Annotated in this window: 14 protein-coding genes and 1 pseudogene; 9 read left to right on the top strand and 6 right to left on the bottom strand. The window is 35.9% G+C overall.

The genetic code is table 11. The features are described from left to right. Positions 1–3 precede the first annotated feature (3 nt). The 4 genes from ACQKMV_RS16280 to accC all read left to right on the top strand — a co-directional run bounded on the left by ACQKMV_RS16280 (position 4) and on the right by accC (position 3057). Positions 4–423, top strand: a complete 420-nt coding sequence (locus ACQKMV_RS16280; protein ID WP_427423097.1) for a hypothetical protein — start codon at positions 4–6, stop codon at positions 421–423. Then, positions 424–981 (top strand): SpoIIIAH-like family protein, encoded by a 558-nt coding sequence (locus ACQKMV_RS16275; RefSeq protein ID WP_427505212.1) that lies wholly within the window; start codon positions 424–426, stop codon positions 979–981. It begins immediately after the preceding gene. 206 nt (positions 982–1187) lie between these two features. Next, the gene (gene accB, locus ACQKMV_RS16270; RefSeq protein WP_427505211.1) at positions 1188–1685 is read left to right on the top strand and encodes an acetyl-CoA carboxylase biotin carboxyl carrier protein; all 498 of its coding nucleotides are present in this window, start codon (positions 1188–1190) and stop codon (positions 1683–1685) included. 13 nt (positions 1686–1698) lie between these two features. After that, positions 1699–3057 (top strand): acetyl-CoA carboxylase biotin carboxylase subunit, encoded by a 1359-nt coding sequence (gene accC / locus ACQKMV_RS16265; RefSeq protein WP_427505209.1) that lies wholly within the window; start codon positions 1699–1701, stop codon positions 3055–3057. Positions 3058–3516: 459 nt separating this feature from the next. On the opposite strand, the gene ACQKMV_RS16260 is transcribed toward accC, so the two are convergent. Beyond that, positions 3517–3732: a hypothetical protein gene (locus ACQKMV_RS16260; protein WP_427505208.1), complete on the bottom strand. Its 216-nt coding sequence runs from the start codon at positions 3730–3732 to the stop codon at positions 3517–3519. Positions 3733–3975: 243 nt separating this feature from the next. Further along, a complete protein-coding gene (locus ACQKMV_RS16255; protein WP_427505206.1) occupies positions 3976–4194 on the bottom strand; it encodes a hypothetical protein in 219 nt (72 codons plus the stop codon). A 1008-nt stretch (positions 4195–5202) separates the two neighbouring features. On the opposite strand from ACQKMV_RS16255, the gene ACQKMV_RS16250 reads away from it, so the two are divergent. Further along, on the top strand, positions 5203–6138 hold the full coding sequence (locus ACQKMV_RS16250) for a hypothetical protein (protein WP_427505205.1): 936 nt from the start codon (positions 5203–5205) through the stop codon (positions 6136–6138). 545 nt (positions 6139–6683) lie between these two features. Here the strand turns inward: ACQKMV_RS16250 and ACQKMV_RS16245 are convergent. After that, positions 6684–7265: a GNAT family N-acetyltransferase gene (locus tag ACQKMV_RS16245; protein WP_427505204.1), complete on the bottom strand. Its 582-nt coding sequence runs from the start codon at positions 7263–7265 to the stop codon at positions 6684–6686. A 422-nt stretch (positions 7266–7687) separates the two neighbouring features. Here ACQKMV_RS16245 and ACQKMV_RS16240 point away from each other — a divergent pair, with 422 nt between their 5' ends. Further along, positions 7688–8098, top strand: coding sequence for an Asp23/Gls24 family envelope stress response protein (locus tag ACQKMV_RS16240; RefSeq protein ID WP_053483712.1), 411 nt, complete (start codon positions 7688–7690; stop codon positions 8096–8098). An 83-nt stretch (positions 8099–8181) separates the two neighbouring features. Here the strand turns inward: ACQKMV_RS16240 and ACQKMV_RS16235 are convergent, their stop codons facing one another. Beyond that, positions 8182–9351 carry an MFS transporter gene (locus tag ACQKMV_RS16235; RefSeq protein ID WP_427505203.1) on the bottom strand — a complete coding sequence of 390 codons (1170 nt, stop codon included), beginning with the start codon at positions 9349–9351 and terminating at the stop codon, positions 8182–8184. Positions 9352–9976: 625 nt separating this feature from the next. Here ACQKMV_RS16235 and nusB point away from each other — a divergent pair. The 3 genes from nusB to ACQKMV_RS16220 all read left to right on the top strand — a co-directional run bounded on the left by nusB (position 9977) and on the right by ACQKMV_RS16220 (position 12237). Beyond that, on the top strand, positions 9977–10357 hold the full coding sequence (gene nusB, locus ACQKMV_RS16230; RefSeq protein ID WP_376074097.1) for a transcription antitermination factor NusB: 381 nt from the start codon (positions 9977–9979) through the stop codon (positions 10355–10357). Between the two features lie 33 nt (positions 10358–10390). Then, positions 10391–11257 carry a bifunctional methylenetetrahydrofolate dehydrogenase/methenyltetrahydrofolate cyclohydrolase FolD gene (folD, locus tag ACQKMV_RS16225; RefSeq protein ID WP_427505201.1) on the top strand — a complete coding sequence of 289 codons (867 nt, stop codon included), beginning with the start codon at positions 10391–10393 and terminating at the stop codon, positions 11255–11257. 164 nt (positions 11258–11421) lie between these two features. Beyond that, positions 11422–12237: an undecaprenyl-diphosphate phosphatase gene (locus ACQKMV_RS16220; protein ID WP_427505200.1), complete on the top strand. Its 816-nt coding sequence runs from the start codon at positions 11422–11424 to the stop codon at positions 12235–12237. Between the two features lie 73 nt (positions 12238–12310). Here the strand turns inward: ACQKMV_RS16220 and ACQKMV_RS16215 are convergent, their stop codons facing one another. After that, entirely contained in the window at positions 12311–12850 is a 540-nt protein-coding gene (locus ACQKMV_RS16215; RefSeq protein WP_427505199.1) for a GNAT family N-acetyltransferase, read from the bottom strand. Then, a pseudogene (locus ACQKMV_RS16210) lies at positions 12847–13118 on the bottom strand (IS1595 family transposase); the annotation flags it as partial. The gene ACQKMV_RS16215 and the pseudogene ACQKMV_RS16210, both read right to left, overlap by 4 nt. Positions 13119–13613: the final 495 nt, after the last annotated feature.

The following is a 13613-nucleotide window of genomic DNA, read 5'->3' as shown; positions in this document are numbered from 1 at the left end:
GATGTGGAAAAGAAACAAAAAAAAACAACGTCATTTATAGTATTAATGCTTATCGCTGCCTCCGTGGGAATTTTCATCATATTACCAATGTATCAAACGAATACAACAAATGGGCAAGTAACATCGGTGACCAATGAAGAAAAACTTGAGCAGACACTGAAGGCTATGAAAGGTGTTGGGGAGGTTAAAGTCTATTTTTACTACGGAGATATGACAGAAGAGAAGGATGACACTAAACTATTCAGTCAATATTTTCGAGGAACTGAACAAGGCACGAAAGAAGTAACAGGGATGCTAATTGTTTCAGAGGGAGCATCAGATATCTTTGTAAAAAATGAAATTCGTGCTGTCGTTAGTCAAGTAATGCAATTGCCGATTCATCGAATTATTATCGTTCCAATGGAAAATAAGGAGGAAAAGTAAATGCGCGTACGTAGAAGAACAGTTTGGTTTATGACATTATTAAGTCTAGTAGCGGTTATTTCAGTGTATTATTTGGTTGATCCAGCAAAACAATTTAATGGACTAACTATTTTCACAGATGACGCATTACAACAAACAGCGGTAACGGGTGTGACTGATCAAGAAGCAGCGAAAGAGGGAGCGACGAAGGAAGTATCTTCTCCAAGTCACTTATTTGAAGAAATGCGCATGCAAGTAAGTGATGAAAGAAGCCAACTTCGTCAACAATTAACGCAGAAGATCGGTTCAAAAGATTACACAGCAGAAGAAAAAAGTAAGGCGTATAATGAGATGGATAACCTTATAAAACAAGAATCTGCAGAAGCAATGTTAGAAATGCTTATTAAATCTTTAGGTTACTCCGATGCGTTTGTACGAGCAGATGGTGATAAAGTATCTGTAACTGTTATGGCAGAGGAGCTATCAAAAGCTCAAGCAAATGAAATTATTTATTTGGTAAAAACAGAGATGGAAGGCGCAAATGACGTCCAAGTAAAATTCAGTGCAAATAATTATTAAAAATAGAGAGAAAAAAGAGAATTTTCTGTTTAGTTGATTATCATTGTTATATATCAGTATAATGAAAAGGCTTTCGTTTATTAAAAGAAAGCCTTTTATTTTGTTCACTTTTACTTAATTTTCATTAAAGTATTTCAAATTGTTCGAAAAAAATATAGAATAGTGCTTGTAGTAGATTTTATTTCATTTCATAAGGAGAGTTAGGAATGTTCAAAATTCAAGAAATTCGTGAAATTATTAAATTAGTAGATTCTTCTTCAATCGACGAGTTCGTTTATGAAGTAGATGGCGCAAAAGTTAAGTTAAAAAAGAATGGTGTTGTTACTGAAACTGTAGCACCTAAAAAAGAAGTAGTGGCACCTGTTGTACAACAATCTGCACCAGCAGCAGCTCCTGTAGCAGCTCCAGCACCAGCAAAAGCTGAAGAAGCACCAGCTGTAGCACCAGCAAATAACGACCCATCGTTACATAAAATTGTATCTCCGATGGTTGGTACTTTTTATCAATCTCCAAACCCGGAATCACCAGCTTATGTTAAAATGGGGGACAAAGTTGGTAACGAAACAATCGTATGTATCGTAGAAGCTATGAAACTATTCAACGAAATTGAAGCAGAAGTTCAAGGGGAAATCGTTGAAGTACTTGTTAAAGACGGTGAATTAGTAGAATACGGTCAACCATTATTCCTTGTAAAAGCAGAGTAAGGAGTGCACAACAATGAAAAAAGTATTAATTGCAAACCGCGGCGAAATCGCTGTGCGTATTATTCGTGCTTGTAAAGAGTTAGGCATTCAATCTGTTGCCGTATTCTCTGAAGCAGACGCAGACGCATTACATGTGAAATTAGCAGACGAAGCATATTGTATCGGGCCAAAGCTATCAAAAGATTCATATCTTAGCTTCCCGGCTTTACTTAGCGTAGCAGAAAAAACTGGTGCAGACGGTATCCACCCTGGTTACGGATTTGTATCTGAAAACGCTGACTTCGCTGAAGCTTGTGAAAACGCAGGCATTAAGTTCATTGGACCTTCATCTGATTCTATTAAAATTATGGGTATTAAAGACGTTGCACGTACAACAATGGAAGCAGCAGGTGTTCCACTTGTTCCAGGTACTGGTATCGTTCCAGATATCGAAACAGGTAAAGAATGGGCTGCTAAAATTGGTTACCCAGTGATCATCAAAGCAACTGCTGGTGGTGGCGGTAAAGGTATCCGTGTAGCGCGTACAGAAGAAGACCTTGTAAAAGGCATTGAAATTACGCAAAAAGAGGCTGCTGCAGCATTCGGCAACCCTGGCGTATATTTAGAAAAATTCATCGAGTACTTCCGTCACTGTGAAATCCAAGTATTAGCGGATGGCTATGGTAACGTTGTACATTTAGGTGAACGTGACTGTACAGTTCAACGTCGTATGCAGAAATTAGTAGAGGAAGCTCCATCTCCAGCTCTATCTTCTGAGCGCCGTGCTGAGATGGGTGCAGCTGCCGTTAAAGCTGCACAAGCTTGTAACTATGAAGGTGCCGGAACAATCGAGTTTATTTATGACTATCGAGAAGATAAATTCTACTTCATGGAAATGAATACTCGTATCCAAGTAGAACACCCAGTAACTGAAATGATTTCTGGTGTAGATCTTGTACAACAACAATTAAAAATTGCATCTGGTGAAAAACTTCCTTTCACTCAAGATGATATTAAAATAAATGGTTGGGCAATTGAATGCCGTATTAACGCAGAAAATGCTTATAAAAACTTCATGCCATCAGCTGGTACTGTAGATACTTACGTAACTCCAGGTGGCTACGGTGTACGTATTGACTCTGCTGTGTATGCGGGCTATACAATCCCACCATATTATGATTCAATGGTTGCCAAACTAATTGTTCATGCAAACACACGTGAAGAAGCGATTGCGAAAATGAATCGTGCGCTTAGCGAATTTGAAGTATCTGGTCCTGGTATCAATACAACAATTCCATTCCACCAAGCATTGATGAACAATGACGTTTTCAAATCAGCGCAATTCAATACGAAGTTCCTTGAAGAGAATGATGTTTTGGGGACAAGCAAGTAATTGATTTTCGTTAACAACGGAATAGAACGCTAACGTCTATTTCTTATACCTTCTGACTTTTATTAGTCAGGAGGTTTTTTATTTGTCTAAAGTTAATCAGCGTTCAGGCTTATTTGACTTAAAAGATATGAAAGGCGAAATTAATCTTAATTTTGACGCTCAATTATCGCAAATAGAGCATACAGCTTTACAGACATAAAGGCACGACTAACATTTAAAGGTGAAGGCGACTTGAAACGTGATTGGGCGGATCCTGACACGTTTACATACATTCGAGAATATACAACATAGTTGCGGATTGGCTACGGATGTTCGGGAGAGAGAAGGAAAACTAAACGTTTTGGCGGATAACAAAAGGACTTGTGTGTAATGAGTTATCATCATACGCACATGCCCTCTAAATGATTTGTTAATATTTGTTATTGTTTATGGGATTAAATCTTTGGAAATTACACATGTTTACTTACTTCTCGTAGCAATAAACATGCGATGTTTGCGTAAGCCTAATCCGATACTCCATGTTACAACAATCATCAAAACTGAAATTACGATAAAACGAGTATTTGGAAAGGTATCTCTCATAGCAGAATTGATTAAACCCATACACCCAAAATAAAGAAGTAATAAAGTTCCTATGCCAAAAAACATATAAATCAATACATCTTTTAGGTTCACCTATAATCCTCCACTCTGCTATTTTCTTAAATAAAAGATTACTTATTCTATTCAAAATTCTAACATGATAGATTGTTAATTGGAAGAGGAACGGTAAATGTGCAAAAAGGGGAGTGAAAGCTACATAAGTGTTCCTGTAAGATTGAGGGAGCATAACGAAAGGACTTGTGTGTAATTTTTCGCACAAGCCAATAGATTGGTGTGTGATGGAGTATTATTGAAAGGCTACTAATAGTTTCCTGATCATTGGTGCCATTCATATTTATATAATTGATGTATTTCGTTTTTATATAATAAAATAATGAAATCATTTCCATTATTGTGTTCACCATAGTAATAATAGTCACCAACTTCTGCTTCAATATCATATTGATTAAAAATATCAACAATTTCTTGAGAATTTTGACGAATATCAATTGTTCTTTTTTTGAAATGCGCTATCCTGTTATCTGAGTGCTGCATGTCTTATATCGCACATTTCTGCCAATTTCCTAAATGATTTTTCCTAGTATTTTCTATTAAGTATTCGATTTTAACAACATATAACGGTTTTCATGTTGTAGCGTGAAGACCGTTATTTTTAATAATTCTGTGCAAAAGGTTAATCACTTATATATTGCAAGGATGGAAAGAAAAATACATACAACTGCTGAGGTGAATAAGATGATAGAGGTTACAAGACTTCGCCTAAATTTAATAGCAAATGCACAAAAAAAGATTGCCGCGGCTAATTTGGAACAGCTTTGATAATAACCATTATTTGAAAAAAATGAACTGCTAAAAATAATTGAAATAAGCAAAGTTGAAGAAATAAGTATTTTAAACCACAAAGGCTCATTTAGGAATTGTTGAATCATAAATTTTATCCGCCACATTACGGTATGACTCCCTTCAATACACTTTCTTTTATTATATGATGTATTCTTGAAAAGAAATAATTACCTTCATTTCACCTTAATAAACATCGCTAATATAAATCGTAAGTCGACTATTTATCAACTGAAGTATAAGCACGCCTAAACGAAGTAGGATTGAACAGAATTAATTATTACTCCAATTCCAGTAGCTCAGAAAATGATTGTGGTGTATGAAGAATCTGTCATGGATAAGTTGACGTTAATGCATAAAGGGTTAGAGGCGAGGCGCTCTATTAAAAAACAAGCAGTGCATTAGCGACTTTGATGCACTTCATCCCTTATTTCACCTCTGTTATGTCAACTATAATCTTTGGGGGTGCAACTAGCTTTGTATCATCCTGTTGAATGCTCCATTTAAGTTTGGAAGCTGTGAATTTTCACCAGGCATTTCATTGTTAGAGGGAATAGTTGATTGGGTGAGAAAGTTACGAAGTTGACATGTGGTAAACCATATGTAGATAATAAGATGAAATGGTAAAAATAGAGAAAATGTGGTAAGTTCCCTTTGTGATTCTTGAAATGGAAAAATAAAAAAATGGGGTTGTGAAACATAATGGAGAAGGATAAAAGTCAATACATAGAGCAATGTAATATAAATTACGAGAAAATTGTAAATAATGCGAAAGGGGGAACTGCACAAGATAATGAATTATTAATGCAAATAACAAAATCAATGTCATTTGGACTGTTAAAAACCAACTACGATATATGGTTAGATGAGTGCTTTTTACATCATGACTGGCAAAAGTGGAATAATTTAATTTTCCAGCAAATGCGTTATCAATTACTTCCGGGATGCGATGGAGGGTATGACCATTGTCAAAACACTTTACATATTTTAGAGGCATTCGCTTGTGGGGATAACGAAACAATGGAGCGCATTCTTCCATCCGAACTCGGTTTAACTAAAAATGGTTACCCGTTTTATATTGTGATGAGCAATCTCTTGAGGGCGATATGGTATAGAGATGAAATACTGTTGCAAAAAGCGCTCTCTGCTGCCGAAAAATTTGTTGGCACAAAGAAACCTCAATGGGAGCGTTCGGGAGCTGCATTTCTTCTTGCTTTACACAAAGAAGATGTCGAGGCAATGGGAGAACATTTACAAAATTTGTGTTCAGGATACATGCGTGCAGATTTCAGTAAAGCGATGAAACAGCTATGTGTGCCTGCACATGGTCTTTATTGTTTGGCACAAAACTTAATGCCCGCGGAGATATTTCAACAAATAAAGATGCCAGAACACAAGAACTTTTCTCAAGGATTTGCAAAATGGAGAATTGAAAATCCACAACCTATATTAAAATTATACTTTGAATATCTGGCGCCTCTAGAAATCCTCAATAAAATTTATATGGCTCCAGTTGCTAAAAGCATTATTTCACAACCATATTTCCATAGCGATAATCCTTATCATTCTCCGCAATTAAAGAAAAAATGGTTTCTTGATGAGGAGGCAATGCTAATGGCCTTTGTTGAAAATGTGTAAACTTTAGATGTATGGAACAACATAACAATGACGTCTTTAAATCAGCATAATTCAATACGAAGTTCCTAGAAGAGAATGATGTTTTAGGGACAAGTAAGTAATTGAATATAGCGGGGAAATCTATAAAGATTTCTCCGCTTTTTATGTTTATCGAGAGAGTATTTGATTTTATCGATAAGTCTCGTTAATTTATCGAATAAAATTTCGGATTTATCCCCTAACTTTTTGATTTTATCGACCAACTTTATTTATTTATCGACATAAAGGTATATGATCTCGTTTTCGAAAAATGCATTACTTTTAGCAAGTAGGGGGATGAGGGAATTTTATTGACATTAGCAAATTCTGAATCTAATCTAGGATTAACTTATGAATGAGAAACTCAGGGAGGTTGCTGAACTGAATAGCAACCTCTTAGAAGCATTTTCACAAGCAGTCTGATTGGTGCTGTCACGTTAAGTATAAAGCTATATGAAGATCAAACATAAACCCAAATCCAATCTTGATGAATCTATTAAATGTTAAAATAGTCTCTTTACATCGAATTATTTGAAATACTTTTCATAGCAGATACACTGATGTTTGCGGGTAATATTATTGAATTGTTCAATATCATTGCTGACATAGTGAGCGAATGTCGAAACAGGAAATAAATTTGAAACATTCGTTGCTATTCTATTATTCATTTCAATCCCTTCAAAATAAAGATGATAATATGATTCGACTTGATTAAACTCCATTTTTTTATACCAATTTTGTACCCATTGATCGTCACGTGTCCATGCCTCAAAGCGATTTAGATTTAGTTCAATCGCTCGTTTTTCAGCAACTTTTAATAAATTTTCACCTATACCATTGCGTACATAATCAGGATGTACAGCTATATGCCAAACCATACCGCCTAGACCATTTCCTCTTGAACAAACTGTACCTTCTTCTACTTCATATTCAACATCAATTAAGCCTACAATTATCCCATCTATTTCAGCTACTAACTCAATAGAAGGGTGTTCATAGACTTCTTTTTTATTTAGCACATTGTCATAATAAGCTGTATTTAGAAAAGCAAGAACTCTACAGCGTAACCAACCTTGTTCATCTTCTTTTTTATAGTTTCGTATTAACACTTTACAATATACCTCCACTTAAATCTGCACGTTACTCAACTGACAGAATATTCTATTCTTATAGAAAGCATAACATAGTAAATCATGAGTTGGTATAAAAATGGTAAATGTATAATCTTACAGTAGTGTCCAGAGCTACTGTAGCTCCTGTTAGCGTCGAAGGTGAAGCAGAATTAAATAAATACAATACTATTTTTCTGAAATTGAAAGAAAATAGAGGTATAAAATAAGGAGTGTTTCTCCGCTTTTCATTTTTCTCGATAAACTTTGTTAATTTATCCCCCAACTTTTTAAATTTATCGACATAAACCTGTCCCGAATAAATTAAAGCCACTTTACGAAGCCAAACTTTCCTTTTTATAGTATAATAAGCGTAAGTAAAGCATTTGTTTGTGATGTGTAAGGGAAAGGATGATATTTGTATGGCAGAGAAAGTAGGACAATCTTTCGTACAACCAACGCCTTCTGGAAAAGAAGAACTTGGGAAAATTGAAGTAGCAGCGGAAGTAATCGAGGTTGTTGCTGGGATCGCAGTGAACGAGGTAGAAGGGGTCGCTGCAACTCGTGGTAATATTGCTACAGGCGTAGTAGAACGCTTCGGTAAAAAAGTTCACAATAAGGGCATTAAATCGGGTGTTACTGAAACTGGTGAGATTGCCATTGATGTATTTTGCTCTGTAAAATACGGTTATACAATCCCAAAAGTGGCGAAGGAAGTACAAACTCAAATTCGCCAAGCGATTTTTAATATGACTGCACTTGAAACAGCTGAAGTGAATGTTCACATTACAGGTATTCACTTTGAAAAAGAAGAAGTAGCTGTACAAGAATAAAAAGAAGGGTTGCCTATAGGGCAATCCTTCTTTTTAACGTTGTTAACGGAAATTGATCAGCAGTGATTAGTATCGCCACTTTATTATATTTCAATATGTTTTGGCTTTCTCCAGAACAAAGCAAGTATTACGCCGATTGCTAAAACAATTGTCGCAAAGTAATATGGATAGTTCAAATTTATATCGAACAATACCCCACCTAAAATAGGGCCAAATATATTACCAAGACTTGTAAACATGGAGTTCATTCCACCGACGAACCCTTGTTCATTACCGGCAATTTTTGATAAATAAGAGGTAACAGCAGGACGTATTAAATCGAAGCCAACGAAAATAAAGAATGTAACAAATAATATTGCGAAATAGTGGCTAACAATTGTCATAGCAAATGTTAAAACAGCAGATAGGATGAGTGAATAACGGATAAGATTAATTTCGCCCATTTTCTTTGTCAGCCCGTCAAATAACACTAACTGAGCAAGTGCACCGACTACTCCACTTCCCGTAATAATAATCGCGATATCTGAAGGCGTAAATGCGAATTTATGATCCACGAATAGGCTAAATAACGATTCAAATGCAGCTAAACCAAACGATAGTACGAAAATAAGCACGAATGGAATAAGGTATAGTGGGCTGAAAATACGCTTCACACTGCCTACAAGTGATGCTGAAGACTCTTCATTATTTGAAGCGCGTGTCGGTTCTTTTAACAAAATAAATGACAAGATAGCTGCTACGAATCCAAGGATACCAGCAGCGTAAAATGGTATGCGTGTTCCGAATTCTGCCAAGAATCCACCGATACCAGGTCCGATAATAAAACCAGTACTAATCGCTGCACTCATATAGCCCAGTGCCTTTGGGCGTTGTGACAATGTTGTAATATCAGCGATATATGCAGTAACCGCCGGCATGATGAAGGCAGCACTTACACCACCTAGCATACGTGAGATAAAGAGTATTTCAACTGTGCGTCCAAGCCCGAATAATAGCTCTGAAACCCCGAATACAAAAAGACCCACAATGATCATAATTTTTCGGCCGATACTATCCGTCATTTTACCGGCAATCGGTGAGACAATCAGCTGTGTAATAGCAAATGCCGCCACCATATAACCAACGACAGAGCCTGAAATTTTCAGCTCATTCATGATTGTTGGTAGCACAGGTATAACTAAACCAATACCTAAAAAGGCAATGAATAAATTCGATAATAAAATACTTAAAGTTAAAATTTGTTTCTTATTCATTTTGTTCTCCTTCAGTCTTTAACGATACATAAATCTAAATCTACTAAAATATTCCCATGTATTACAATAAACCCTATAGTAACTATAGGGTCAAAAGATTTGTTTTAATTTTTTCGGTGTTTTATAAGTTTGGAAGTAATAGTTCGAAGTTATACAAGATGGCACAACAATTATTAAGGTAGGAGAGAAAGTGAACAATAATTTAAACTTCTTTGCATGCTCCGAAGTCAATGTGTTTTTGTTGTTTCGTATCGCATCGAAACGAATTTTATATTTCTTCCAGTAAAATAGGCGGGATTTACGTTCTTTGAATTGCTTATATTGTTCCTCACCTTTTAATTTGAATGTTCTTTTACAGCTTGTACATGTAACTTCATAATGCATAAAGAACACCTCAAAAGATGAAATTTAATTTCCTATATTATAACATTCTTGTTATTCAACCAATAATGATGGATTTTTATTTTTCTACATTTCATTTCTTAAAGTTGATTGAAGGGTGTTACAATACGCAAAAAGTTGCTTGAAAAAGGTATCAGATTATTGAAACTTGCTTGAATTCGTGTTTCTCGTGCGAATTTATGCTATTATAAACCTTAATGCCACTTAAGAAGGAGAGCTTTACATGAAACGACATGAGGCACGCGAAAAAGCGTTGCAAGTTTTGTTTCAGCTAGACAATACCGATCTAACAGTAGAAGAAGCAATGGGCCATATTAAAGGCCAACCAACAAATGTTTTCTACGAAAAGATTGTTACTGGAACAGTTGAACATTTAGAGGAAATCGATGCTACTTTAGAACAGCATCTTGAAAAGTGGTCACTTGCCCGTTTACCCAAAATTGAAAGAACGGTTTTACGTCTAGCTGTATACGAGATTTTATACATGCCAGAAACACCAAAAAGAGTAGTACTTAATGAAGCAATCGAGTTATGCAAAACATTTGGCGACGATGGTTCGTCGAAATTTGTTAATGGCGTACTTTCTAAATTTACAGAACAATAACATGTGTTGAATTGGAAGGAGTAACTAAGGTCTATGTCAAGTGCAATTATTAATGGTAAAGAAATTGGTCAAGAAATTCGTAATTCAGTAGCAGAGCGAGTAACGCGTTTAAAAGAGCAAGGATTAACACCAGGCTTAGCGGTTGTTTTAGTAGGAGACAACCAAGCCTCAGCTACATATGTGAGAAATAAGCAAAAATCTTGTGAAGCCATTGGAATGTTTTCTGAGCTAATTAAACTACCAGAAGAAACTACACAGGAAGCATTGTTAGCACAAATTGAATTATTAAATAATCGTGAAGATATTCATGGTATTTTAGTACAATTACCACTCCCAAAACATATTGATGAGGATACTGTTATTGCCGCAATTGTTGTGGAAAAAGACGTTGATGGCTTCTCACCAGTAAGTGTTGGGAAAATGATGCTTGGCCAAGAAACATTTTTGCCTTGTACACCGTTTGGCGTAATGAAGCTTCTTGAATATTCAGGAATTGAAATAGCAGGAAAGCATGCGGTCATCGTCGGGCGTAGCCATATCGTTGGAAAACCAATGGGACAGCTTCTACTACAAAAAGATGCAACCGTTACATACACGCATTCCAAAACACCAAATTTACCTTCATTCACTAAACAAGCAGATATATTAATTGCGGCAGTTGGGCGTGCAAACTTTATTACGAAGGAGCACGTTAAAGAAGGCGCAGTTGTTATAGACGTTGGAATTAATCGTGATGAAAACAACAAGCTTTGCGGTGACGTAAACTTTAGTGAGGTCGATGGTATTGCGTCTCATATTACACCTGTACCAGGCGGTGTGGGACCAATGACAATTACTATGTTACTATTCAATACAGTTCAAGCAGCAGAAAATAAGCTTGCACATACAGTTAAGTTATAATTTTGAATGACTCTTTAGTTTGCAAAAAAGCTATCTCAATTTTTTTATTGAGGTAGCTCTTTTTTGCATTATTTTACTTTTTAGGTATTCTATATGAACTTTTCCATTGCCTTTTTAACGTCTAATGTAACGTTTTGGTCATACATATTAATAGGGAGGTTTTTATGGAAAACATAGATTTAATACTTATAATCAAACATATCATTATCGGTCTTGTACAAGGATTTACTGAGCCAATTCCTGTATCATCGAGCGGACATGTTATGATTGCTAGCGAAATTCTTGGTCTTGGTGAGCAAGGTTTTACTTTTGCTATTTTAACGAACACAGCTTCTTTACTAGCTATTGTCTATATTTATCGAGAGGATATTGTCCGACTCATTACAAACTTTTTCCTGTATCTCAAAACAGGAAAGAATCGTTATAAAGCTGATTTCCGTTTTGCCGTTTTCATTGTGATTGGTTCTATTCCAGCAGGCGTTTTAGGTGTTTTATTAAGGGATGTTATTGCGGATAATGTTAGTATGACTACGATAGCACTTATGTTATTTGTGACAGGTATTGCCCTATGGCTAATCCGTAATATGCGTGGTACGAAAAAGGATGCGGATTTGACTGCAAAAGACGCCATTATCGTAGGTCTTGGTCAAGCTGTAGCTTTAACACCTGGCATTAGCCGTTCAGGAGCGACCATTATTTCAGCCATTGCAGTTGGTATGAAGCAGGAAACTGCTTTGCGATTCTCCTTCATGCTTTATATTCCTGTAAGTCTTGGTGGAGTTGTCCTTGGAATTTCAGATTTTTTAAATGAGCCAAATAAAGATGCATTGGTAATTCCTTACACGTCGACATTTATTGTGACATTATTTATGACTTATTTTGCAATGCGTTGGTTTATGGGAATCATGAAAAGTGGCAAGCTTAGCTACTTTACATATTATTGCTTTCTTGTAGGTACTCTCTTATTAATATTTTATTAATTTAGCTATGTTAAAGAATATTGTTAGAAGGGAACTACATCGTTGGAGTTCCCTTAATCTATTTATGCTCTTGTTAACTGACGAACTCGTGTTTAAGAATACTCATTCTTAAACGATCAATAAATTCACCATTTCTTAGTCTGTCCTGTCTTAGTATACCTTCTTCAACATACCCAATTCTCTTATAAGACTTAATTGCCTTTGCATTGTCAACTTCTACTCTAAGCCAAATCTTGTTAAGGTCTAATTCATTAAAGCCCCACAAAAGCATTTCTTTCATTGCAGATAATCCAAAGCCTTTACCCCAATAGGTTTTATCTCCTATTGCCACCCCTAGTTCTGCGTGTTTGTTGAGTTTGTCGATGTTCTTCAAATCTATCCAACCTATATGCTTTCCTTCTTCTGTAACGATAGCTTTTTGTTCATATCCATTTGTTTTTGTAATGCACATTGTAATCCAACTTTCAGTTTCTTCCCTACTAAAAGGTGGATATTTCTCTGGCATATTTAAGTGCTTTATCACTTCTTTATCAAGACACCATTGATAACGGTCTTCAACATCATTAAGTGTTAATTCTCTTAAATTGACTTTTGGTAGTTCAGTTGTATTCATCCTCTTTCCCCCTGATTATTTTCCAAAATGGAAAATTTTGATAGCCTGAGTTTATCATAGGTAACAATCGTTGAGAACAAGCAACTTTCAACAATCATCTTGCTAACTGTTGTATCATCATTACGGTGATTTGGTGCAAAAATTGAAAGCAACTTAAATAATGGTCAAGGTATTTCGTCGCCACGCCATTAAATCGACTTATCCAGCCTTTCAAACGACTATGAAAGCTTTTTACATTCTAAATATGATAAACCCCTCGAACTCGTTTCTTCCATCTGAGTTCGTTCCTATCAAATATCAACAGAGTTCTTAAACATAGTTATTAATATAAAAAGCCTCATAACTATATTTAGTTGTGAGGTTTTCTTGATGTTGAAAAACGAAATGGTAGGAATTCTAAATTAGAGTGACGACCTAAAGACACACTAAGAGAAATGGTTGATTGGAGTGGAGGCTGGGCGACTCCCTGGGGATTAGCAATAGAGGAACGAAGGCTAAAACCATCACGTCCTGTGATAACGCCTTCGTGACCAACATCAGTGGCAAATGTTTTATCTGTGCGAAAGCGAAGCGACAGCAACAAATGTTTTATCTGCGCGAAAGCGAAGCGGCAGCGGCAAATGTTTTATCTGCGCGAAAGCGAAGCGGCAGCGATAAAAGCGCCCAGTCGGAACGGAAATCAACCCCTCGCTTAGCAGGAAAGTTATAGTGAAATTTCAGAATTTGTAAATCTGATACATTTTGCACAAGCAGTCATATCATT

The organism is Lysinibacillus sp. NPDC094403 (assembly GCF_050278745.1).
Taxonomy (GTDB): Bacteria; Bacillota; Bacilli; order Bacillales_A; family Planococcaceae; genus Lysinibacillus.
Note: the sequence above shows the minus strand (reverse complement) of the source record. Positions and strands in the feature narration are given on the sequence as shown.

Bases quoted from the DNA above. Each gene is read 5' to 3' on its own strand.
- ACQKMV_RS16275 (WP_427505212.1), top strand. From the start codon at position 424: ATGCGCGTACGTAGAAGAACAGTTTGGTTTATGACATTATTAAGTCTA.
- ACQKMV_RS16240 (WP_053483712.1), top strand. From the start codon at position 7,688: ATGGCAGAGAAAGTAGGACAATCTTTCGTACAACCAACGCCTTCTGGA.
- ACQKMV_RS16235 (WP_427505203.1), bottom strand. From the start codon at position 9,351: ATGAATAAGAAACAAATTTTAACTTTAAGTATTTTATTATCGAATTTA.
- ACQKMV_RS16215 (WP_427505199.1), bottom strand. From the start codon at position 12,850: ATGAATACAACTGAACTACCAAAAGTCAATTTAAGAGAATTAACACTT.
- nusB (WP_376074097.1), top strand. From the start codon at position 9,977: ATGAAACGACATGAGGCACGCGAAAAAGCGTTGCAAGTTTTGTTTCAG.
- ACQKMV_RS16250 (WP_427505205.1), top strand. From the start codon at position 5,203: ATGGAGAAGGATAAAAGTCAATACATAGAGCAATGTAATATAAATTAC.
- ACQKMV_RS16255 (WP_427505206.1), bottom strand. From the start codon at position 4,194: ATGCAGCACTCAGATAACAGGATAGCGCATTTCAAAAAAAGAACAATT.
- accB (WP_427505211.1), top strand. From the start codon at position 1,188: ATGTTCAAAATTCAAGAAATTCGTGAAATTATTAAATTAGTAGATTCT.
- folD (WP_427505201.1), top strand. From the start codon at position 10,391: ATGTCAAGTGCAATTATTAATGGTAAAGAAATTGGTCAAGAAATTCGT.
- accC (WP_427505209.1), top strand. From the start codon at position 1,699: ATGAAAAAAGTATTAATTGCAAACCGCGGCGAAATCGCTGTGCGTATT.
- ACQKMV_RS16220 (WP_427505200.1), top strand. From the start codon at position 11,422: ATGGAAAACATAGATTTAATACTTATAATCAAACATATCATTATCGGT.